A 24,786-nucleotide genomic window follows, 5' to 3' on the forward strand; every position below is an offset into this window, starting at 1 on the left:
GGCTCTCTACTTTTTGGTTTAAAAGATTGGCTTTTCATAATTTGATTGCATTTGTTTGCATTTTAAAAATAAAATAATTGTTTTCTCTCTTGCAAATATATTTGATTTTAATATAGCAAACAAATAGTTTTAGATATTAATTTTATGAAAATATGTAAGTGCATGTCAATGAGGAATCAATGCAGTCTGATTTATTTACATTAATAAGTTTGGAAGGGAAAAAGGAATGTTTTGTGTGGTGCAGGGAAGATTATACCTCGCTTGGGCGCAATCCGAATGATCTGCAACTCATCTTCTCGACTTTTACTTCCCACACTTTTACGTTGCGCACGTTCCGACATCCTCCACCGTATCGCAGAAGCTATGCGGAGTATTGCCCCCACAGCTCATATTTAATTTATTCTGGTCTGTTTTTCCAAAAAGCCTTTCACTACATTCCACGAATAATAAGGGCCAAATTTACTCTTTATCGGTAAAATTACTTCATTCTCATTCAGCAACAGCTTCACCAGTATATCATTCTTCTTATCACGATAGAAAATGATTTGTAGATTGGCTCCCATAGGAGAGACCCGATAATCTTGCCAGGCAAGATGGAATTTTTCCATATCCGTCTCCTGATTGCTACATCCTTCTATTTGCATCAAAGCAAGCAGACGGATGAGGTGGGTATCATGCCCGAAACGGAGATCTGCCGCAGGAGTACCTTTCTTTATAGCAACATCCGCACTTTCCAGAATATTGCGCAACAAAGGCACAGCACAGCGAGGCATCAGACCGCCATTGAGCGGAGCAGCAGCATTACACACGTACATGCGGGCATTCACCGTCTTCCAAATGCCTACCAACTCCTCATATTCAAAGATATCATAGAAGGACAAATCCAACTCTACATTCTGCATATCGGCAGCAATCCAATAAAGGCTGCGCATCATGGCATCCGGATCAGTTATCGCATCAGGTTTCACAAACAGGGAAGCCATCATGCGCCCGGTACGAACGTTCTTCTTTTCAAATTCCCTGAACCCACGTCTCCATGGAGCTTTCTCTGAAGAAAACTTCTCACCTTCGGTAGAAGTGTAAGCTATATAATCCATATACCGATGGTAAGCCCTACGCTCCACATGCAAGGCAGGATTCAGTTCTTTCAAGCGTTCCGTAAAATAGCTCATGCTCATAGCACAACGCAGAGAAGTGGACGAACGGGCGTCTATAAAAGCATCTTCCCGGAATACTTGCGGGAAATTGTGATACATGCGTTCAGCTATCTCACGATGTTGACGTTCGCCAAGGGGAGTAATACTTCCACTACATCCGCGGGCATCTTCCCAAACCTTGTGCAGACGCTGACGAACATCCATGCCAAGAGGAGTAAGCTCAGAACATTGATAAAGGGAATCAAAAACACAGATGACTTCCGTATAACGTTCATCCGCTGTCATCCAACGGGAGCCATGACGACCGTAATGACTGATATAGAAAGGCTCGTATCCTGCCGGAGCAGGGGTATGGACAGATGTAGGGGCAGGATAAGCATAATAAATACTTCCTGCCTGCTCCGGCGTCAATACGGACTGGGAACGAGCGGTGAAAGTACACAGTAAATACAATATAAAAATTATGCTTTGTCTCATCTTCGTGACGAATTTAAGTTATCACTCTTTTATTCCTTTACTTTCAGATTACGAACATCCTTCTGCCCAATGCCTTCAGCTGCCTGATCGGGACGTATATCTCCCCAGGTAACAGTACAATCATCTATCAGGATATCAGATGCCGTATCGATATAGAAGCCATACGTCTTATCATAAATGAATCCTTCGCCTACGCACGGACGTTTATCATAAATGCCGCCCTCATAGGCAGTACGTTTCTGCAACAGCAGGTCTACGTTTTCAAAGTAGATATGGTTCACTTTGTTCTGTGTATCCCCGCCTACAAAAATACCGTTCTCGCTGGTACACTTGATATTTGTGAAATAAATACGGCTCACTTCTCCACAACGTCCTTCGGTAGCTCCCTTCGGAAAGCGCCAACCGGCATCCTTATGATTACCTACGGCACGCGGATAAGAAGTCACGTAAATGGGTTCCGCTTTCCCCCACCAGACATCCGAGTAGAACATACAATCTACAATCATATTAGAGAAAATTACGTTGGTAACCGTTCCTTCATCCCGGTTCTGAATACCAATGCCGCGGTTGCTATTCTTAATGATACAGTTATTGAACAGTACGTTATTAATCTTATCCATATTTTCCGAACCGATCTTGATGGCACAGGAACGGGAAACCATGGTACAGTTGGTCACCACAATGTCTTCGCACGAACCGTACTCCTCAAACTCGCGGCGATTCTTCAGGCAGATACAGTCATCACCCGATTCTATATGGCAATTGGCAATGCGCACATTCCTGGAATGGTCTACATCGATACCGTCGCCGTTGCGTATCTTCAGATTGTTCAGAATAGAGATACCATCAATGGAGGCATCGTTGCAACCAATGAGATGAACCGTCCAATAGGCACTGTTGCGGATGGTTACATCACGAATCACTGTCTTCTCTATATTGATAAGCGTCAGCACATGCGGACGGGGATCGAAGTCGGTCACCGGTTTCAGCTCGTAAGAATCTTCCAGTTCCTTACCCATAAAGGAGACACCGTTTCCGTCTATAGCTCCTGTTCCGGTGATGGATACCTCTTTCAGGTCTTGACCATAAATCCACATCATACCTTCACCACGGTTATCGCGGAAAGCACTCAATGTATAGGCAGCCTCATCGGGATTGGCAAGCAGACAGGAATTAGGTTCCAGGTGTAGTTCTACAAACGAGGCAAGATGGAAAGGACTGCACATGAAAGTACGCCCTGCCGGAACAAGTACCGTTCCGCCACCCGACTTGGAACACTGGTCGATAGCAGCTTGTATAGCTGCGGCATCATCGGTCATGCCGTCACCTTTGGCTCCGTAGTCCATAATGTTGTAGATAGTTCCTCCGGTCTTCGGAGTGCCGCACGCCCCTAACAGCAAGATGCTGCATAGGGCAAACAAGAATGCTTTTACTCTCATATTAAGTATATCTTTCTTAAATTAAACTACATTACTTCCGGCGGACAGTTTTCTGCTCCCGCTCCCCATTCTTTATTCGGTTCATTCCCCATTACAAACTCCATCACACCACCGTTCACTATATCCTGATGGGTAATATAATTCCGTGTATAAAGCTTTCCGTTCAGCGTTGCCGACTGGATATAAATATTCTTCTGCGACGCATTGCGGGCTTTCATGGTAAATGTCTTTCCACTCTCAAGATTCAGCGTAAAGCTGGGGAATGAGGGGCTGGCAAGTATATAATACGGGGTACCGGGACATACCGGATAGAATCCCATAGCGGCAAACATATACCAGGCCGACATCTGTCCGGCATCGTCATTACCGGAAAGTCCACCCGGTTCATTCAGATATTCCGTTTCCATAATATGCCGGACGGCACGTTGAGTTTTCCAAGGCTCGCCTGCATAATTGAACATATAGGCAACCTGATGACACGGCTCGTTTCCATGCCAGTAACGCTGTTCGCTGAACATGGAATCCAGTTTGGCTACATACTTATCCTTGCCTCCCATACAATCCATCAATCCATACGGATCTTGCGGCACATACCAGGTATAATGGCAAGGAGCGCCCTCAGTAATGAAACGGGCGAAATTGAAAGCATTGGCATCATTCAGGAAAGTACCATCGGCATGACGTCCCTGGGCATATCCGGTACGGGGATCAATCACATTGCGATAATTGGCAGCACGCTGTATCAATGCCTGGTAATCATCTGTCTTACCCAGAGCTTTCGCCAGCTGTGCAAGGGCAAAGTCATCATAAGCATATTCCAGGGTACGCGATACTTGTTCTTTCGTGTGGAATGCATCGGGTACACCGTCTTCAAGAGGAATATATCCATATTCCAGATAAGAAGTCAGGGCACGGCGGCCCATACCATTTTTATATTCATCAGGGTTGGAAGGAGTTTCAAAAGCATTCTTACGCATTCCTTCATAAGCCTTGTCCACATCGAAATTACGAATGCCCTTACAGTAGGCATCACTGATGGCGGAGATACAATGATCGCCTATCATAGCGGCGGTATAGCTATTCCAGCAAGGAAAGATGGGTAACCAGCCGCCTTGCTCATATTTATGCACCAGAGATTGCATCATATCTCCGCCCTTGGTCGGGAAAAGCAGATTTATCATTGGATGCAGGGCACGGTAGGTATCCCACATGCTGTAATCTTCATAATACATTTCTCCTTCAGGAAGTTGCCGTATCGGGGTTCCATTCGCAAAAGAGGGATAACGCCCATCCACATCATTGAATGTATGCGGCAAGAAAGAGGCACGATAGAAAGCACCGTAAAACATTTCCTTGTCTGCAAGCTGTTCGGTCTCTACATCAATAGCGGAGAGATGTTTCTCCCAGATCTGTCTCAAATCTGTGCAAGTCTGACCGAAGTCCCAATGAGGGATTTCAGCCTTCAGGTTCTGCAAAACACCGTCCCGGTCGGTAAAGGAGGAAGCTGCCTTTACCAGCACTTCTTCACCTTCAGCTACATCAAATTCTATATAAGCCCCTATCTGTGCCGCATCACCTATCTGGGTGACACCTTGAGACAGGGAATCTCCCCTGAACACACCGTATCCCGTCGGCTTCTTTTGCAGCTGAACGATGAAATGTCCGCTATACCCTGCCGATTTTCCCCAGCCCTGATAAATGCGGTGAACGGGATTGTATCCGTAGATCTGATTGTTGAGGGTATCGATGCAGATGTATCCCTGACCTTCATCACTGTTGGGATTCACTACCAGATAACCTTTTCCTGCTTTTCCGTAGGTGAAACGGAAGATAGCGGAACGCGAACGGCCCGTCATTTCAGCAAAGATATTCTCATCCGGTAGAGAAACCCTATAATAGGCGGGAGTCGCCATTTCCTCGGCATGCGAGAAACGGGTGGAACGTGCTTCCGGCTGACAACGCAGTGTGCCGAAGAGAGGCATCAGGGTCATAGAACCGTAATCCTGCGTACATCCGCCCACAATCCAATGGGAATTACGAAAACCTTGCAACAGGGAATCTGCATAATAATAGGGAGCTACACATTTTTGTTCCGTATCACGCGTCTGCGCAGTCCAGAAGTTCATTCCGTTGGGTTCGAGTACTGCCGGAAGGGTTTGCCCGTATTCTTCCGTATCCCTGCCGAACAACCCGGCTGTATGGGTAGCACTGGGGGCAGTGCCGACGCGGGTGTCGATATAGGATAACCGCGACTCATCATCCGTTCCACAACGTCCGGTGCACGAAGTGGTACCCGGCAGCAAGGCAGCTGCCAATAATAGGGAGCAATATGTATAGATCGTTCGTTTCATGTTATATTTTTATATAGATTTTCTTTTTATACAGTGGATAGCCGCACGCTCCCATCAACAACGTGAAAGCAAGGGCGTAAACGGCAGATGCCAGATAAGGATCGGCTATCAATGAATGTATCCCTTCATAAATAACCGGTTTGCTTCCGGTAGCACCGATAACAATAGCCACCACCTCACTGAGTACATAGAGAAACAACGGGTTGACTCCGAATATCTCAAAGAAGCGGCACCAGTTCTTCTTCTCTTTCATATCGATGAAGTAAATCAGTACAGCCTGAAGCATGGCAGCCAGTCCGCAAGTGACCAGTACGAAGGTAGGCGACCAGATACGCTTATTCAACGGCAAAGCCTCCGTCAGCACAAAACCGCATGCCATCAGAATAAAGCCTGCCACAAACAGTTTCAGGATTTTCTGTTCCAAAACTTCCTTAGCCAGTATGATCCTCCCGCAACAAAAGCCAATCAATGTATGAGCAATAGCGGCAAGGGTGCTGGTAAGTCCTTCCGGATCTATCGGGCTTTTATGATAAAGGTGGTCTGCACCCAATACATTCCGGTCTATGATTGCCAGGATATTTGTGCTATCGGGGGTGTATCCGTTGCCAATACCGAGCAAGACGGCATATCCGATAATAAGGAAACCGATTATCCAGCCGATATACTTAGGCTTGACATACAGAGCTACGAAGGAAACGGCACAATAACATAAAGCGATACGTGGCAACACTCCCGTAAGCCGGAGATGGGCAAGGGGGAAGAAATCGCCCTCACAGATAAAGTGAAACCAATGAATGGCCCAGCCGATGCACAGAATGACAAGAGTACGTTTCAGTATCTTACGAATCACCGGACCTGATGCCTGGAAATGGAACTTGCTCAGAGCAATGTAAGTGGAAATGCCCATGATGAACAGGAAGAACGGAAAAACCAGGTCACAAAGCGTCAGCCCATTCCATGCAGAATGTTGCAGGGAGTCGTAGGATAGCTTTCCACCGGAATTGTTGACGAGAATCATTCCGACAACGGTGATTCCACGCAACACGTCGAGAGACAAGAGGCGCTTCTTTTGCGGATAACCGGAAATTGGGGGGTGAATATTTTCCATCATCTGTAGGGCGTTAATCACTAACCACTAACCACTAATCACTCATTCCCAAACACTTTCTCAAACACTTCTTTTGCCACATCCACACAGTTTCCTTCGGGAGCCGAACCATACGGATTCTTCGCCAATGTCCAGGGTTCTTCCATAGCGTAATAATCCAACTTAACTTCGGGTTTACCATCCAGTTGATCTTGGAGGGTTTGCCAATAAGCCGCCCAACGTTTATAGTAAAAATCGCGCAGAATGCCGTTCCATTCCTTATGGGCATAGTCGCGCAAACCGCCGTCGTCAGCACAAACACGATTGCCCCAAGTAGTTATCTGTACACGGGCATTCCATTCGTACAAATCTTTTTCTTCGGGAGTAGTGCCCAACTTACGTGCCTGCTCTATCCAGCGACCTACACGGAATTCACTGCGTGTACCCAACAATTTATCCTGTAACAGCAGTATATCCAGGAATTTCCGGGAGTCACGGGCAAAACTGCGTTTATCAAAGCTCTTGAAGTCGGCAATGGTACGATTGTACACAATGCGTCCTTTATCCGAAAGGGACTGGCGAACCATGTCTACCAAGTCGTATTCGAAGTTATTGTTACCACGGTATTTATCGGCTACCTCCAGCATCAGCCGGGCAGCTTCTTCCGTAACAGTGGGGTCGTAATAGTTCTTCATCTTCGACCAGCTCGATGCCTGGAAGTTGTTCATCGAAGGACGTCCACAGAAGATGGATTCATGAGGGCCTTGCTGATTATTTCCGAAGGGGCAGTTATAAATGGTATTGGCAAGCAGAGTCCATGCCTGTTCTATCTTCTCGTCGCGCACGCCGTAACGGGCAAAGAGATAATCTTTCAACCATTCCTCTTTCGTGAATTTCTCCGGGCGCCAAGGCAGTTCGCACATCAGTTCGAACATCATGGGGTTATTCTCCGAGCCTTCCATGGTGAGACCGATACCTTTCAGATGAGTTGCCAGCGGGTTGTTCTTTGTCAGATAGAAGTTGTTGAGTAACTGATCCATGCGGCCGTGCAGACCGACATTACCGCCGAAGTTGAGCAACATACAGAAAAGCCAGTCGTGCTGCTCATAACCCTGGTCGCGCTTCCAAATGGAAGGGATTCCCCACATAGGGCGACACTCGCTGAAGAGGTCCAGTATCAGCAGATCTCCGTTCTGCATATTCTTTATCATTTCAGGGCGAGGATTCTCCGTCCAACCCTGCACTACCCAGGTGGCTTTCGGATTCACTTTCTTCATAGCCGTCATGATGGCCCGGCCGGCTGCATCGAAATCTACCGAAGCGGCATTTTCTGCTTCATGGAAGGGGTCCATAGAGTAATAATCTGCCTTGCCGAAAAGCTTCTCCTGCTCCCGGTAATACAAATCTGCTATCTCGGCAAAACGGGCATCAGTAGGCTGCAAGAAAGCCGGACGGGTAAAACCATTCCACAGATCGGACTTGGTCAAGTTCAGTCCCAACTTCTCGTCAGCATCATGCGGAACCATTCCGGAATATCCCGGAAATACAGGTTTGATGCCATACTCACGCATGCGCTTCAATATTTTCTTCTGCAGAGCTTCCTGCTGTGCGTACCAAGAGTCGGGGTTGGGGCCGCCCCATCCTTCCAGATTATTCATGGCCCACCAAGCCAAGAAGGCGGGGCCGGCTATAAAGCTGTTTATTTCTTCTTTGGAATATCCCAGCTTTTGGAGCATATTGAACCAAATACACTCCTGCCCTACGGCGGCCAAAGGAAGATTGATGCCATGCAGGGCCATCCAGTCTATTTCTTTCTCCCAGCGCTCCCAATCCCAGAAAGCCATCGTATAAGAGTAGGTGCAATAGTTGAAATCATAACGAAGTGAGAGGGACGTTTCGTGACGTTCTTTCTGGGGAACAGCAGGAAGTACTTGGGGAAGCGATACCTGCATGCCGTTCCATGATAGCTGGATACCGGCATAATATTTCAGATACCAGTTGATACCTGTCGCTATATTCACGTAGTTATTACCACGGACAACAACTTTACTACCTTTCTGATCCAGTTCAAAAAAGTCGTCCGTACCTTTATTGAGTTCAATAACAAATTTCTTAGATGCTCCCTTATCAATTCTTTCAAGCAGACCGTTGACGGGGTTGGCAGATAAATAAGTAGACAAACCTACTATTAACAAAATGACTAAACAGAGTTTGGTTTTCATGGTATTCATTACTTCTGGGTGATGTGCAAAAGTAAGCGTTTATTTTTTTATATAAGGAGAAAATAGAAAAGTTTGGGACGAATATAGTAAAGAATGAGACAGAAATATAAAGTGAGGAGTCTCTATTTCTTTCCCAGTTTCGAACTCGGTAAATACCCAAAGAATTCTTTAAAACACTTTGTGAAGTACTTCGGATCATTAAAACCTACAGCATAAGCTATCTCAGAAACATTGATGTCTCCAGGTCCTTCCTGTATCATTCGTTGCGCCACGTTCAGACGGTAATTCTTCATAAACTGTCCGATAGGTTGCCCTGTGAGGTCCTGCATTTTTTTGTTGACGAGCGTCTTGCTATATCCCATATCACGCACAAAACGTTCCAGGTTATATTCTGCATCGGCATAGTGCTCCTTCATCAGGTTGACGGCATTCGTAATGAATGTCTTGTCCCGCGACTCTTCCTTCACATGCAGTTCTTCCACATTGCTGCTGGATGAGAACATCTTCTTATACTTCTTCCGCAAATTCAGGATATTGCGAATACGAAGCCGGAGCACTTCTTCATCGAAAGGCTTACAGAGATACTCGTCCACGCCTATTTCGAAGCTCCTCTTTTCCTGCACATCCGAGCGAAGTGCCGTAAGCATAAGGAACGGAATATGCGAAGTGGCCAGATTCTCCTTGATGCGGCGGGACAACTCCATACCATCCATCACAGGCATCATCAGGTCGCTAACTATTAAATCTATCGTATGCTTCTGAACTATTTCAAGAGCTTCCTGCCCATCACCTGCCTCAAACAAACGGTAATCGCCCACAAGCAACGTACGGATATACGAGCGCATATCCTTATTATCTTCCACAATCAAGATGGTCTCTTTCTTCTGTGTATCTTCCGGTTGTAAGGTATCCGGCAGGTACACAGTACCGGGATCTTCCACTATTTCTCCTCTTGTTTCCACTTGTTCACCGGGAACCAACGGCATCAACATACGGAACGAAGCCCCTCGCCCGGGATTATTACGGGCAAAAATCTCTCCTCCATGCAAGTATACAATCCGTTTACACAGGAAAAGACCGATACCCGTACCACTCTGCCCGTAAACCGGATATTTCGTACTCTTCTTAGACTGATAGAAACGGTCGAAAATCTTCTCCATGTCTTCTGTCACAATACCGTGTCCCGTATCACATACATTCATATAGAGCAACTTCTCTCCGCCTTCATCTTTAATGGATGCCACAAATATATCAATGCGACCACCGTCGGGCGTAAACTTAATTGCATTCGAAACCAAATTAACCAGCACCTTACGCATATATCCGGGATCAATCATCAGGAAAGGATTCTCCAATCGGAAATAAGTGCATATATCAATCTGCCTCTCCTTTGCAAAAACCCTGAAAGGTATCAGCAACTCAGATAAGAACTCGACAAAATTCGAGGAGCGCTTATCCAACACCACTTTATCGATGTCCAGTTTCCGGAAGTCCATCAGTTCATTGACCAGGGAGAGCAGATACCGTGAATTCCGTTCGGCTATCTGTAACTGTGCCTTCACCGCCTCGTCCTGCGTCTCCTTCAGGGCATGCTCAATGGGACCGTGAATCAATGTAACCGGAGTGCGGAACTCATGCGTGATATTTGTAAAGAAGGCAATCTTCTCTTCCGTAATCTCTTTCACGTGCTGGGCCATGGTCTCCAATTGCTTATTCTGGACAGCCAGTTCCTGCGTACGCAGTTCCACTTCCTTTTCCAATCGTGCTTTCTGTTCACGATAGCTCCGGGTCTTGCGCTTATAGAATAAATAGATAGCAATGCAAATGGCTATGACAAGGAGCAGGTAGAACCAACCGGACTTATAAAAATAAGGTGTGATTCCGACTTCTATTTCAGTCGTCTCTTCCGACCAGCGTCCCAACTCATCCGTTGCGCGAACCTGCAATGTATAGTTTCCCGGCGGAACAGCCGTATACCGGGCCATGCCATCACCCGGCTGAGTTTCGTTCCATTCCTCCTCGTACCCTTCCAGACGATAAGCAAAACGGATACGGCTGCTGTTTCCATAATTCTGCGTAGTAAAACCTATGGAGAAACGGTTCTCCCGTTCATGCAGAAAGATGCCGGAAGCAAGGGTGATATTTTCTTTCAGATAATCACCACTGGAAGGATAAATCATATTTCCACCAATAGCCAGGGAAGAAAGTTTCACATGCGAATCCGCAGGCTGTGAAGCCTCATCGTCAGGGTGGATAATAACCAGTCCGTCTATGGTTGCCATATAGATAAAATCATACCTTTCCGAGTAATGGATACCATTCCAATAAAACTGGGTAGCGGGCAAACCATCGGCCTGCGTATAGTTGCTGAATGTCATTGACTGGATATTCAACCGAGACACTCCATCATTCGTGGTCAGCCACAAGTTTCCCTGTCCGTCTTCGGCCATGCCGATAATTGTATTATTAGACAGCCCGTGGCGCGTCGTATAGTTTCTGAACACAAAGTGATTATTCTTGTCGCTCGTCAACTGATACAAGCCGTTTCCGTTACCTCCCAGCCAGATGGAACCGTTTTTGTCTTCCAGAATACTGTTGATCTTTTCCAGTTGAGTGGACTGCGGATTATCCAGTTTATATTTGAGGTACTTATAATCAAAACGTTTATTCGACTTGGCAAAAGAGGCAAGGTCTACGATAAAGACACCTTGTGTAGTACCTACCCAGAGTCGTTTCTTACTATCAATCAGTAAAGCATAGATAGCCTCAAACTCATTGTCAGACTGATCGAACAGTACACGAACGAAAGTATCCTTCCGCTTGTCATAGAAGTGTACTCCGCGCGTGGAGCCGAACCATATTCCATGATTAATCATATCTTCGCAGGCACTGTTGATAAAGTCGCCTTCCAATTCAGGAATATTCTCACAGGTATAACGCTTGAAGGTACGGTTATTGGGGATATTCAAGTCGATCTCATTAATCCCCACACCCCAGGTATATGCCCACAGGCGGTTATCGGAATCTATCAGGACACCCATCAGGGTATTGTTGCTGACAGAGGTTATGTCATTGGGAGAAAAGAGATGGTGGACGCAAGATTTACTATCTTCATTCCACTTCATCAGGCCGCGCTCTACCAAGGCTATCCAGAGGTTCCCGTCCTTGTCTTCATCCACCGCATTCACAGGCGTAGGGGCATCGTTTTCTGTATCCGCACTCCCACACGTCCACAGTTTCGTCTGAAGCCGTTTCGGAGAGAGCAGGTTGATGCCACCAGTTTCAGTACCCAGCCAAATAGTCCCACCATCGGTAAACAGGCAGTTGATGGCATTACAGTTGATGGTAACTCCCCCTCGTTCACTGGTCTGACGAATGAATGAGAAAGTATCCGTGTCTTTATCATAGACATTCAGTCCGTTAAGGGTGGATACAATCAGGTGTCCCCGTTCCGTCAGTTTAATATCCGTTATATAGGCTTGGCTCAGCATTCCGGGGCGGTGGGTGGAGTAACGATAACGTTTCAGACTTTGCCCGGCATGGTGGTATTTGAATAAGCCACGGTTAGAGCCAATCCACAGTAAATCACCGTCTACCTGCATACAGGAGATCCGCCAGTCTTCACTGAAAGAAACCAGGCTGTCAGACAGCTTCTCCACTTTCAGAAGATGTCCTTCATGCTTCGTGATGCGGCACACTTCATTGTCAATACCTGCACAAACTGTCCAACCCAGATCGGTGACGGCATGTACCGGAGAAGCACACTCACTCTCCAGATGATAGTAATTCTTTATAGCTCCTTCAGCATCCAGTTCTATACACCACAAATCCTTGTTAGCGGAAATCCAGACATCGCCTTGCTTGTCCTTGTAAACCGTACTTACGTTTTCATTCATCAACCTTCGTAGCGGACTGTCTGATGGAACAGGCAACTCCACCAAAACATAAGTATCCAGGTTGAGAATGTCGATGCCACCCTCGGAGGCTATCCAAAGGCGTCGGAAGTTGTCTTCACAGACCTTATGAACAAAGTCGTTCTTGAGACATATCGGTTCCGTTTGAGTACTATAGTTCAGGAATTGGTAACCGTCATAGCGACCTATTCCGTAATGCGTAGCAACCCATACATATCCCTCGGAATCCTTGAAAATATCACTCACAAAACTATAGGGTAACCCTGCAGTTTCAGTAATAAACTTAAAGTTGTACTGGCTGAAAAAGCGATCCATGCTTTCCGAAAAAAGCGGGGGAAGCTGCATCAGACAAATGAGGAATATCAGGATACGCTGTTTCATATGAATTCAAGTTACGAGTTACAAGCTACGAACTACAAGTGGCTGCGCAATGCTCGTCACTCGTAACTTGTAGCTCGTAGCTACTTCTTTTCTATCCGGATACGGGCATCCACTGCAACCACATGTTTCTCCGTAGCCAAAAGCGGATTAATATCCATTTCTTTAATCTCCGTAGCAAAGCGTAGCAAAGTGGAGAGGCGTACGATAATCTCAGCAAACTTATCCTCATTCACCCCTTTCTGTCCGCGCGTTCCCTTGATAATCTTGTAAGCGCGGAGAGAATGGATCATAGAGTAAGCCTCTTCGTACGAAAGTGGTGCCAAACCGGAAGAAACGTCTTTAAGCACTTCCACAAAGATGCCACCCAAACCGCAAAGCACCACATGACCGAATTTAGCTTCATACTTGGCACCTACAAAAAGTTCCGTACCTGCCAGCATAGGTTGTACCAGTATCCCCGTCACTTCGGGAATTTGCATCATACGTTCAAATTCAAACGCCAGATGCTGTTCTCCTTTTATATTAAGCACTACGCCACCGACATCTGATTTATGAACAGGCCCCACAACCTTTGCCACCACAGGGAAACCTGTACGACGGGCAAAGGCCAGTATTTCGTCTTTATTAGAAGACACGAATTCTTCAACGATAGGAATACCGGCAGCATGAAGCAACGCCTGCACATAATGCGGCTGGATATATCCGTCTTCGGGAATAGAATCTATAATACGGCGAATACGCGGCACATCCACACCAAAGAGCTCGATCTCATTAGTAGCAGGACGGGGAGCATTCATGATACGTGACAAGGCTGTGCCCAGCGTCACTTCATCGGCAAAGTTCACATGACCTTTAGCAAGAAAAGCGGCAACTTCCGCTCCGGCGGTATTGATAGAAGGGAGAATGGGGAAGATAGGTTTACTGCAGGTCTGCATCTTCTCATGCAGCACATCGTACATTTCGAACATGGTAACCAGTCCCGGCGTACCGAAAATAGCCAAAACGGCATCTATCGTATCGAATTTCTCTTCGCAGTATTCCAGACAGAGCCGCAGATGATCGGGAGTTCCCGTAGCCAGGATATCAATCGGATTTCCTACAGCCGCACCGGGAAAGAGTTTTCCTTTCAGTTCATCTACAACCGGGCCTTCCAGTTTAGGGACATTCAGTCCGCCTTTACTCAAAGCATCGGTCAGCATCACTCCCGGACCTCCGGCATGAGTAATGATAGCGAAGTTCTTCCCTTTCAATTCCGGCAGGGTAAAGATGCATCCTACTGTCGTCAGCTCTTCGCGTGAGTAGCAACGTACAATACCGGCTTTACGGAACAGAGCTTCCACTGCCGAGTCCGAACTGGCAATGGCTCCTGTATGCGAAGATGCCGCACGGCTTCCACTCTCGCTACTGCCAGCCTTGATGGCAGCAATCTTACAACCTTTCTTAATTAAAGAAGAAGCGTGGAACAACAGGCGGTCAGGATCACCGATACTTTCGATATAGAGTAATTTGATCTTAGAATCTTTGTCCGGTTGGAAGTTCTCGTCCATATATTGCAATACGTCTTCCACACCTATCTGCTTCGCATTTCCCACAGACCAAACGGAGTTGAACTGCAAACCTTTTGTTACGGCACTCTCCAGAATGAAAACGGCAGTCGCACCGGAACTGGATATCAAATCGACTCCTTGTGGATGCAGTTGCGGGATGGGTTGGCTGAACACACTATGATGCCAGGTATTCATCAGTCCAATGCAATTCGGTCCTATCAAGGAAGCTCCATACTTATTTACTGTTTCCAGAATACGGTCTTCCAGCAATGCACCCTCATGTGTTTCCTCACCAAACCCGGCGGAAAGGATGATAAACGCACGTACCTGTTTTTCAGCAGCAAGCACCTCCACAGCATCCGGACACATCTGTGCCGGAATGGCAAGTATAGCCAGATCCGTATCGGGGATGTCCTTCACATCGGCATAAGCTGTTACACCTTGTACTTCTGTCTCTTTGGGGTTTACGGCACGGAGTTCTCCGGTATAGCCACCGTTAATAAGATTACGCAGGATGGCGCCTCCCGGCTTGTGCACATTATTGGATGCTCCCACCACTACAATACTGGCAGGACGAAGCAATTGGTTTGTTATCATAGTTTGTTCACTTTAAGTTCAGGATACAATGTGACAAATATACGCCTTTTATGCAATCCTGCAATCGGAAAGGTACTAATTCTACCAACAAATCCTGAGACTTTTATTTCAATGCAGTGAAATAGGTCAACGCACTAATCTCTTTGAATGACAAAACAGGAGATTACCGTTTTCATCACGAAGATGCATCCCGTTACCCTCGCAATAACGGAAGAAGGAACAATCGCCACAAGCATCTTTTTTCATCCAATCGCGGTTACGGAATGGCTGGAAGCGTTCTTCCCACACCTGCATAAAATTGTCCTGATAGATATTCCCTTGATGAAAATCACTCCGGATACTGGGACAAGCAGAGATAGAACCGTCTATCAGGATAGAACCGACGGTAACACCGGCATTACAAGCGAAGAAGCTATCGCGTACTTCCCCTTCGTACTTGCCGAGAAAGCCTTCGCAGCCATAACTCAGATGTATCTTTCCCTCCTTACGGGTTTCTTTAATGAAGTCCATAAGTCCGGTAAATTCTTCATCTGTCAGCTGGAACTCAGGGTGCGAAGCAGCACGGCCAACCGGGAAGATAGTAAACATCCGCCATTGGCGAACGCCTATTTTATAAAGAGATGTTTTTAATTCGTCCAGATAAGGGTAGTTACGTCGGTTAACGCAAGTCACCACATCCCAGGTCAGTTCCGGTTCGTGCACCAGCATCTTTATAGCTTCCAAAGCATTGTGATGGCTCTCAGGATGTCCCCGCAACCAATTATGATCTTCGGCAAAACCATCCAGACTGATAGTTATGGAGTGTAATCCGGCAGCCATGAGACGTTCCAAGCGTTCCTTTGTCAGATAAAACCCGTTGGAGACCATGCCCCACGGATAACCACGACGGTAGAGAGCCAGACCGACTTTTTCCAGGTCTTCCCGCATCAGGGGTTCTCCACCGGTGATGATGATACTTACTTTATTGGGATTTACATAAGGAGTAATGGAATCGATAGTACGCAGAAAATCTTCGGCAGGCATATCTTTCACTGCCGCCATTCGTTTGCAGTCGCTTCCGCAATGCTTGCAGTGGAGATTACAACGCAAAGTGCACTCCCAGAAGAGCTGCTTCAGAGGGTGCAGTTCTTTCAGGTTATTCCAGATCTTCCGGTTTATTTCCAGAGCAAGCTGTTTACGTATTGAAAGATTATTCATTCTTTTTCTTCAGTACAAAATCTACTTCTTTAGTGTCACTGCCTTGATACCAGCCTTTGCCACCTGTCGGCTCCATTTTTATGTCAGTTGAGTCTGCTTTATAAATACCCGGTGAATCTTCACATACTAAGCGGTATTTACCATAGCCACCTGCCTGCTCATTTAAGAATCGGAACTCTCCATTCTCTTGAGTATACAGAGTATCAGTGTAATAAGCTCCCATCGGTTCTCCATCCGACGTAAGTTCCTTTACGATAACCCTTGCATCCTTTACAGGTTCGCGTAGTTCATCAAGTACCTTACCTTTAATCTCAAAACGACAATAAGGTGTTCCATATTCATCAGCCCCCGTCCCGTCACATGCATTAAAACCAAGTAAGACCAATACGCCGGACAATATCCGGTTGTAGAAATGTAACCATCGTTTCTTCTCTTCCTTCATTTTCATAGCATTTCTCATGTTCATTCTTAAATTAGATATCCTTTTTGTAAAATGCTGTTCTTTTAAAAATACTGCACCAAAGATAACTTTTTATCTGCAATAATTCAAAATAATTGTCAGTATTCCGTATAAAGATTTCATATCTTTGAAGCTTCATATCTAAAATGAAGTGTAAACAAGAAGAATTATGAACATCAGAAACAGAATACAACAACTATTAACCGCCATCAACCAAGGAGTTTACGAGAAGGATACCGAACTCAGTTTGTCACTATTGGCAGCATTGGCAGGTGAAAGTGTTCTCTTACTGGGTCCTCCGGGAGTAGCCAAGTCCATGGTGGCTCGCAGACTGAAATCCGCCTTTAAGGGAGCAAAAGCTTTTGAATATCTGATGTCACGCTTTTCTACTCCCGACGAGATATTCGGCCCTATCAGTATCAACCGGCTGAAAGAGTTTGATAAATACGAACGTGCCATTGAAGGGTATCTGCCTACGGCAAGCGTGGTGTTTCTGGATGAGATATGGAAAGCGGGACCTGCCATACAAAATTCATTGCTCACCGCCATCAACGAGAAAATCTATCGGAATGGCGATAGCGAAATTAAGCTACCACTAAAACTTCTGATTGCCGCCAGTAACGAGTTGCCTGCACACGGCGAAGGACTCGAAGCCCTGTGGGACCGGTTCCTGCTGCGTATCATCTGCACCTGTGTAAAAGACGAACAGACTTTCTACAACATGCTGCTCGATGACAACGATAAAGAAATAAACGTGCCCTCAGAACTGCAAATCAGTGAAGAAGAATATGCAGACTGGCGCGGACAGATCAACCGGATTTCACTATCTGCCGAGATTCTGCACTACATTACTAACGTTCGCCGCCAACTGAAACGGCTTCCACTGGATGATGAAGGCACTGCCCGAAACGTATATATAAGCGACCGTCGCTGGAAGAACATTGTGCAATTGCTGAAAGCCTCAGCTTTCATTAACGGACGTACAGAGGTCAACTCATCAGACCTGCTGCCCCTATACCATTGTTTGTGGAATGAGGCAGATGAATGTGAGCCGATTCATCAATTGGTCATCCGGGAACTATTCACCTCCTGCCTGGAAAAAATGGAAGAAATCACCGAAGCGATTAAAAGCGACATCCGGATCAGCCGTGTACGCCAAGCTTTGGAAGACTTCAAGAACAACTGTTCCCCCAGGAATGAACTGGAAATTACAGACTACTTCTATTACCATGTAGAGGAACACGGAACAGGCCATACGTACATCTTTGCCGTAGACTATCTGGCTCTGAAAGAACAGAAGAGAGAAAATGCACCTAAACAAGCTGTCATCTATCCCGACCCATTGAATCCGGGACGTTCCATCATTCGTTGTTACCCGGGCGGAACGCCCTCATCATCTGCCTCCCAGCAACGGATAAACCTGTACAGGGAAGGAACAGAATACCTGTTGATAGACGGTGTGCGATATCCGATGAGCCAAAGGAAAAAAGGAGAAAAAACACTCTCTCCATCCGGCAAATCCTCCCAAAGCCTGTTCGACAAATTGCCTCAGATCACTCCCCGCAATTACCGGAACGAGTTGAATCAACTTTTCCAGCAACTATCAGCCCTCACCAGTTCCTTATGTACGGACAACCTATTCGTCACACCGACTGATAAAGAGTTAATCATCCGCTACTCGGACGAAGTATTAAAAAGACTGCGGAATGTAGAGATCGAAGAGGAAAAGTTACAATTCAATTTGCAGCAATATGGCGGGGCTAACCAAAAAGAAGTATGACATTCACTTCTATACGAAGATAGTCGAGAAATTTGTGCAGACAGGAGAATGCGCCAAGACTCTATACGGCGAAACGGAAGATCCCCTGTTGCTCTATCTACTGGCCATCATGAACAATCCTTCCATCAGAGTTATGGTATTAAGCGATGAGGTCCGGGCACGCATATTCTATGACATCACCACGCAGTTTGTCTGGCAGTTTCTCGAACAGGAAAAGTTCCAGATGCAAAGAGCTCAATCCGAACTTGGAGAAATGGAAAGCGCCTTGAACTGGATTAAGGAGAAGCGGGACGGTTGGCAAGCTTTATTAAGAAAGATCAAAGACGATTATAAAGAAAATGCTTTCGACGAACCGTTCTACGAACACATGTTCGGAGATAAAGACAAGCAGCATGACTCTACTGTCTGGGAGAAGATGCTGAAAGACTGGGAAGATTCTTTTCATCAGAAGCAACAGGAGCAAAAAGAGAAAAGCCTGGATATCAAGAAGGACTTTCTGGAAAAGAAACTAAAAACCAGCCTGGATAAGATACCGGAATATCTGGAAAAGCACCAAGTGGATAAAGAAGAATTCTATCAGGCATGGAGCATGATGAACGGGCTATGGAATACCATAGATTTTGAGAATATCCGGAAGATTGTAAAACTGCAAAAGGAATATCCCGAACTGCTGAAAGTAGCCAACCGCATGGGGCGAATAGCCGACGATGAGGGTAGCAAACAAGTATATGTGACGGAAGGCAGTGCCTACAAACTGGCTCACTCTCAAAAGAGTGACATTCTGGGTGTCACCATCGGCAACGACCTGAATGCCCTGCTCCCCTCGGAACTGCTATACTATGCAGACAATGATCTGCAAGATGTCTTTATGCTGAAATACTTCACACAGAAGCTGCAAACCTTCCGTTACAAATCGGAAATCATGCAACCCTCCAGACGTCTGGAGGTAAAACCGGCAGTCCTGAAAGGACCTATGATTGTATGCCTCGACACCTCGGGCAGCATGACCGGGAAACCGGAGAAGATGGCTAATTCTCTACTGATAAAGCTCATAGAGATCGCAGAGCATCAAGACAGAGAATGTTTTCTGATTTCATTCTCCGTATCTACCAAAACCATTGATATACGACGCGACCGATTGAAACTAATGGAATTCTTCAGCCATCCCTTTAGTGGCGACACAGATGCCACCCAAATGCTGAAAGATACTTTCAGAATGCTTGACGAAAACCGTTATATGAATGCAGATGTCTTACTTATCAGCGATTATCGCATCCCGGAATGTAAGCCGGAATTATTAGAACAAATGAGTATACACCGTGAAAAGGGTACTCGCTTTTACGGTCTGCAGATCGGCATTGCTCCGAACGAATGGACGGAACATTTCGATCATATCTACCGAATAGAGTATCATGTAGACCGTAAGCACTAAAGCCAGTCCATCAGTTCCATCGGACTTTTCACTTGTTTCAGCCTGGGATGGGTAAATGTATCCACCACCTCATGCTGCCACATCACCTCAAAAGGAATGTGTACTCCGTATCCCCCAATGGACAGCACCGGTTGAATATCGGATTTCAAAGAATTACCGATCATCAGAAATTCTTCCGGAGCGACCTGAAGGACTTGTAGCAGGCGAGTATATTCTTTCTCGGTCTTATCAGACATTATTTCAATATGATCAAAATAAGGCATCAGCCCGGAACGCTGTAATTTACGCTCCTGATCCAGCAAATCACCTTTCGTTGCCACTACCAGACGATACCCTCCTTGTTCTTTCAAAGCTTTCAGAGTTTTTTCCACACCAGGCAGCAATTCAATCGGCATCTGGAGCAGAGATTTACCTAAAAGAATAATTTGCTGTATCTTCTCTGCTGAAATCTTCTGTCCACTCATCCGCAAAGCTGTTTCAACCATTGAAATGGTGAATGCCTTGGCACCATAACCCAAACATTCCAGATTCCCCATTTCTGTTTTAAACAACTCTGCCGAAATCTCTTCTGCACCACCGTAATCACTCAGTAATTCTGTATATTTTCGTTCTACCTCTTGAAAAAAAGGCTCGTTACTCCAAAGCGTGTCATCCGCATCGAAAGCTATGACTTTAATAGCATGTTTCATCTTCTCTATTTTTATAAATAGTATTACGCACTTTACGTTACATATTTTATGTCATACAAAACACGGAATAAATATCGAGCAAAGCAAATGAGAAACTTTTTTTAACGCCTTTCTTTCCAAAAACAAACTAAAAAAGCGACACGGGACATACCTGAGATATACTTGCTCCGTACCAACCCCGTACATTCTCCACTCAAAGGTACTTCCGACTGGAGAACGTACGGAGCAAGTACGGTTCTGATATAGTCCGGGTATGGTCCAAATATGATTTGAAGGCAGTTCTAATAACACTTATATATATTTTAAAATATAGTTACATTATCATAAAGAAGTATTATTATCCTGTTATTTATAAAAAGCTATCTATTTTTGCATAGTCTAAAGCATTATCAACAAAATTACACACAAATATGAGACTTATTAAACTATCACGAATCATTACCTTTATGAGATCGGGATGCTATTCTTGCAATAACATACAAAACTCAATCTATGGAGCATCGCATTAAAGAATTAGACTATCTGAAAAGCATTCTTATCCTTCTAATGGTTGCTTTCCATCTGATATATATAGGAGATAAATATCCTTATATAAAACAGATCGTATACACGTTCCACATGCCCGCTTTCCTAATCATATCCGGTTATTTGACTAATGTACAGAAAGATATCAGAAGCTTTATGAGAAAACTATTATGGATTTTCATTCCCTACCTGTGTATGGAAACAGGTTACGTACTAATGTCGCATATCTTACCCGTGAGAGAAAATGTACCGGAAATTAGTTCAGGCATTTTATTGCATAAAATATTTATAAAGCCATTGGGCCCCTACTGGTATCTCCACATGCTTATTATCTGTAGTCTACTATATTACCTGACTTTCCGCTATACCCGCATGAAAACAATATCACAGGTAATATTATTTGGTCTTGGTCTATTTACAGCATCATACTGGGGTGGAATTATAGTGTTTGCCAATGCCATTTACTTCCTTGCAGGGGTAATCATTAAACAAAGCAAATTACCATTTATCCGCATCTTTCAGCCATCGCTTCTTGCCCTTGTCCCCATGATACTACTCTGCTGTTTTCCAGACAATCTGAACAGAGGGGTACTGGCAGGTATCACTATTACTTATCTGGCTATCATTATATCACTATATGCACACAGTTATCTATCCAAGGGAATCAGGCAATGCTCTTATTTTATAGGTAGAAATACTCTTGTCATATTTCTCTTCTCCCCTCTTTTCACAATATTATGCAAGATGTTCCTACCTTTTTTATTCTTTGAGCCCACCGGAATACTTTTTATGATCATATCCGTTGCAATCACTGTAAGTGGATGTATAGTAATAGCATGGAGCATGGATAAACTACACTTTTCACGCTTCTTCTTTGGACAAAATGCAATATTAAACTAACAGCTACATAAATCTAACAGAACCTAAAGTTCCTCGCATTACTCATTCAGAGTAAACTGCCATGCACAACAACAGCTCTTATCAGTGATATCCGGATAGCAACTGAGGCACTCGCAAGTAATACGTTCATCTATTGCAGCCGCAAAACCACTATATTCAATGATGCCTACTGATTTACAAGGATGATATTCCATTTGTTTACGCTTACGGGCAGTTTGCACATGACAGTCTAATGTGCGATATATTAAAGTCTTACCATCTTTCCCGAAAATAAGCTCATCATTGTTTATATTTGCATAGAAACGTAGCTGCAAGGCTTTTGCCAGCCCTTCCAGTCCTGCATGTTCCGGCAGTTCAAGAAACTGCTTGATTCTCCTTGCCTCTGTGATTGTAAAAACTCTCCATGCCTCCCTATCGTGATGCATGGCCTCATCCATTCCATATTTTCGTTCTACCGATTGAAACCATACACCATCCATAGCCAACCAGTTTTTGGAATAGGCTTCGATGAGTTTTATAAGTTCTTCTTTAGTAAGGGAGTTTAAAAGAGTATTTTGTTTCATTGTTAAAAGGCTTATATAAATAACTATAGAAATTTATTGAACAACATTTATTGCTATCCCAATTTTGCAAATGTATAACTTTTATTCTAATCTTAAATACTATCTATTTTTTTCGTGGAGCATATTATCAGTACTACGTATAATAAAAAAATTACTAGCATAAAATATACCCATTTTCCCCATTCTTTACAAGAAACAGCCTATATTTGCATAATTAAAAATAAAAACGTCAAAAGTATACATACATGAAGTTAACTAAATTATTATTTATTATTTTTCTATTATCGCATTTCTATTCTTGCAACAATAAACCACTTCCCTACACTATGAAGGTCGCAAATTCTCTTGTAAACACTCATCCCGATAGTACTCTTGCATTATTAAAACAATTTAAAGACAGTATAAACCTAGAACCTAAAGAAACGCAAATATATTATCAATTACTGACCATAAAAGCAAAAGATAAAGCATACATCACACATACCTCAGATAGCGTACTATTAAAAGTATTACACTATTATGAAAATAAAAAGGATAAAAGACATCTACCGGAAGTATACTACTACGCAGGGCGAGTATATAGAGATTTAGGAGATGCACCACAAGCATTGGATTTTTTTCTCCAAGCTATTGATGCTTCATATTTATATATGGACTACAAGTTGGTGAGCCGCATTTATAGTCAAATAGGTACCCTTTACCTTTATCAAAACATATATGATAAGGCTCCCGAAGCATTTAGCAAAGCATATCAATTTAGCATATTATCAAAAGATAGCATTAGTATGATATATAATTTGCGAGATATTGGGCGAGCATTTAGTACACAAGAGAAAGTAGACAGCGCAATATACTATTACAAAAGAGCAGATATGTTAGCTGATAAAATAGAAAATTTAAATCTAAAAAGAATTATTAACGGTGAATTATCTGGATATTACACCAAACTAGGTATGTATCAAGAAGCCTATAAAAGCATGCAAATTGCCTTCAAAAAAATAAATGTTATTAATTTAGCTCCTCGCTATAGCACAGCAGCACAATATTACTATTATACTAATCAATTAGACTCAGCAATCCATTATTATACGCAACTATCATTTATGGATAAATACAGCTACAAAGCAGAAGGATACCAAGGATTAAGTTACATTGCCCGTTCAAAAGGAGAATACAAAAAAGCATTAGAGTATTTAGACAAAGATTTAGCATATACAGATTCTGCAAGAAGCATAATTCAAACAGAAATTGTCCGCAAAATAAATTCATTATATAATTATCAATTAAAAGAAAAAGAGAATAAACGCTTGCAGCATCAGGCCAGTAATCACAAAATATGGAACATTATTCTCATCTCTTTTCTTTTTTTCCTCATGCTTCTTTTTGTCACTTATCAACAATACCGCAAAAGAAAAGAACAAGAGACCTTACTTCAACAAGAAAAAATAGAAAGAATATTAAGAGGAGAATATAACCAAAGCCTATCATATATCGAACAAAACAAAAGACAAATAAAAGAATTAGAAGAATCTTTAAAGGCTGCAGAAAAAACAAGCAATTTACTAACACAAGATTTGCTTAGACTCCAGAAAAGAAACATTGAAAAAAATAATGAGCAAATTATAGTTAAGCAAGAATTAAAAGAGCATAACCATTACAATCCTAAAGAAATCTTCAATATATAAAAAATTTCTACAGGCAGACCAAGGAGAAAAAATTAGGAAAGAAGACTGGCAAGAACTGATTAAGAGTATAGACGAAACATATACTCAATTTACACAACGCTTACTTGAACTCTATCCAATGAAAACTATAGAAATGCAAGTTTGCCTATTAATAAAAATAGGATTATCTCCCACACAAATCGCATTTATAACTGCACATACGAAACAAGCGATTACATCTATACGTAAAAGACTATGTAAGAAGGTTTTCAAGAGAGAAGGAAGCCCCGAAGAATGGGATATCTTCATTCATGCAATGTAACTAGAAGAGTACTTATTGCATACTATTATTGCCCCATTCACAAAAATGCGTACTATTTGCGTACTCCATTATGACTTAAGTT

The 24,786-nt window shown here is 43.9% G+C and carries 15 protein-coding genes and 1 pseudogene; 4 read left to right on the plus strand and 12 right to left on the minus strand.

Going from position 1 to position 24,786, the window contains the following annotated elements; translation table 11 throughout:
* Positions 1-250: 250 nt before the first annotated feature.
* From DW036_RS26075 to DW036_RS20795, 10 genes and pseudogenes are all read right to left on the minus strand, one after another.
* Positions 251-331, minus strand: a pseudogene (locus DW036_RS26075) (pyridoxamine 5'-phosphate oxidase family protein); the annotation flags it as partial.
* Positions 332-392: 61 nt separating this feature from the next.
* Entirely contained in the window at positions 393-1,634 is a 1,242-nt protein-coding gene (locus tag DW036_RS20755; protein WP_118466006.1) for a histidine-type phosphatase, read from the minus strand.
* 29 nt (positions 1,635-1,663) lie between these two features.
* On the minus strand, positions 1,664-3,073 hold the full coding sequence (locus tag DW036_RS20760) for a glycoside hydrolase family 28 protein (RefSeq protein WP_118466007.1): 1,410 nt from the start codon (positions 3,071-3,073) through the stop codon (positions 1,664-1,666).
* Between the two features lie 26 nt (positions 3,074-3,099).
* Positions 3,100-5,424, minus strand: a complete 2,325-nt coding sequence (locus DW036_RS20765) for a GH92 family glycosyl hydrolase (RefSeq protein WP_118466008.1) — start codon at positions 5,422-5,424, stop codon at positions 3,100-3,102.
* A 1-nt stretch (position 5,425) separates the two neighbouring features.
* On the minus strand, positions 5,426-6,535 hold the full coding sequence (locus DW036_RS20770) for an acyltransferase family protein (protein WP_187374651.1): 1,110 nt from the start codon (positions 6,533-6,535) through the stop codon (positions 5,426-5,428).
* Positions 6,536-6,570: 35 nt separating this feature from the next.
* Complete coding sequence (locus DW036_RS20775; protein WP_118466145.1) at positions 6,571-8,733, minus strand: alpha-N-acetylglucosaminidase; 2,163 nt, start codon at positions 8,731-8,733, stop codon at positions 6,571-6,573.
* A gap of 122 nt (positions 8,734-8,855) precedes the next feature.
* A complete protein-coding gene (locus DW036_RS20780; RefSeq protein ID WP_118466010.1) occupies positions 8,856-13,028 on the minus strand; it encodes a two-component regulator propeller domain-containing protein in 4,173 nt (1,390 codons plus the stop codon).
* Between the two features lie 80 nt (positions 13,029-13,108).
* Entirely contained in the window at positions 13,109-15,172 is a 2,064-nt protein-coding gene (locus DW036_RS20785) for an acetate--CoA ligase family protein (protein WP_118466011.1), read from the minus strand.
* Positions 15,173-15,298: 126 nt separating this feature from the next.
* Positions 15,299-16,369, minus strand: coding sequence for a TIGR04133 family radical SAM/SPASM protein (locus tag DW036_RS20790; RefSeq protein ID WP_118466012.1), 1,071 nt, complete (start codon positions 16,367-16,369; stop codon positions 15,299-15,301).
* On the minus strand, positions 16,362-16,817 hold the full coding sequence (locus DW036_RS20795) for a radical SAM-associated putative lipoprotein (protein WP_229036214.1): 456 nt from the start codon (positions 16,815-16,817) through the stop codon (positions 16,362-16,364). Before DW036_RS20795 ends, DW036_RS20790 begins: the two co-directional genes overlap by 8 nt.
* Positions 16,818-16,998: 181 nt before the next feature.
* Here DW036_RS20795 and DW036_RS20800 point away from each other — a divergent pair, with 181 nt between their 5' ends.
* Positions 16,999-18,609, plus strand: coding sequence for an AAA family ATPase (locus DW036_RS20800; RefSeq protein WP_118466013.1), 1,611 nt, complete (start codon positions 16,999-17,001; stop codon positions 18,607-18,609).
* Positions 18,581-20,041 carry a hypothetical protein gene (locus tag DW036_RS20805; protein WP_118466014.1) on the plus strand — a complete coding sequence of 487 codons (1,461 nt, stop codon included), beginning with the start codon at positions 18,581-18,583 and terminating at the stop codon, positions 20,039-20,041. The genes DW036_RS20800 and DW036_RS20805 overlap by 29 nt, the downstream gene beginning before the upstream one ends.
* Here DW036_RS20805 and DW036_RS20810 read toward each other — a convergent pair.
* Positions 20,038-20,730 (minus strand): HAD family hydrolase, encoded by a 693-nt coding sequence (locus DW036_RS20810; protein WP_118466015.1) that lies wholly within the window; start codon positions 20,728-20,730, stop codon positions 20,038-20,040. The genes DW036_RS20805 and DW036_RS20810 overlap by 4 nt on opposite strands.
* A 492-nt stretch (positions 20,731-21,222) precedes the next feature.
* Between DW036_RS20810 and DW036_RS20815 the strand changes: the two genes are divergently transcribed.
* Positions 21,223-22,155 carry an acyltransferase family protein gene (locus DW036_RS20815; protein WP_118466016.1) on the plus strand — a complete coding sequence of 311 codons (933 nt, stop codon included), beginning with the start codon at positions 21,223-21,225 and terminating at the stop codon, positions 22,153-22,155.
* A gap of 38 nt (positions 22,156-22,193) precedes the next feature.
* Here DW036_RS20815 and DW036_RS20820 read toward each other — a convergent pair whose 3' ends face one another.
* Positions 22,194-22,718 (minus strand): DUF6125 family protein, encoded by a 525-nt coding sequence (locus DW036_RS20820; protein WP_118466017.1) that lies wholly within the window; start codon positions 22,716-22,718, stop codon positions 22,194-22,196.
* Positions 22,719-22,963: 245 nt separating this feature from the next.
* Between DW036_RS20820 and DW036_RS20825 the strand changes: the two genes are divergently transcribed.
* Positions 22,964-24,403: a lipopolysaccharide assembly protein LapB gene (locus tag DW036_RS20825; RefSeq protein WP_233560500.1), complete on the plus strand. Its 1,440-nt coding sequence runs from the start codon at positions 22,964-22,966 to the stop codon at positions 24,401-24,403.
* Positions 24,404-24,786: the final 383 nt, after the last annotated feature.

Origin of the sequence: Bacteroides sp. AF39-11AC (assembly GCF_003474285.1) — a bacterium.
In the GTDB taxonomy this organism is placed as follows: Bacteria; Bacteroidota; Bacteroidia; order Bacteroidales; family Bacteroidaceae; genus Bacteroides.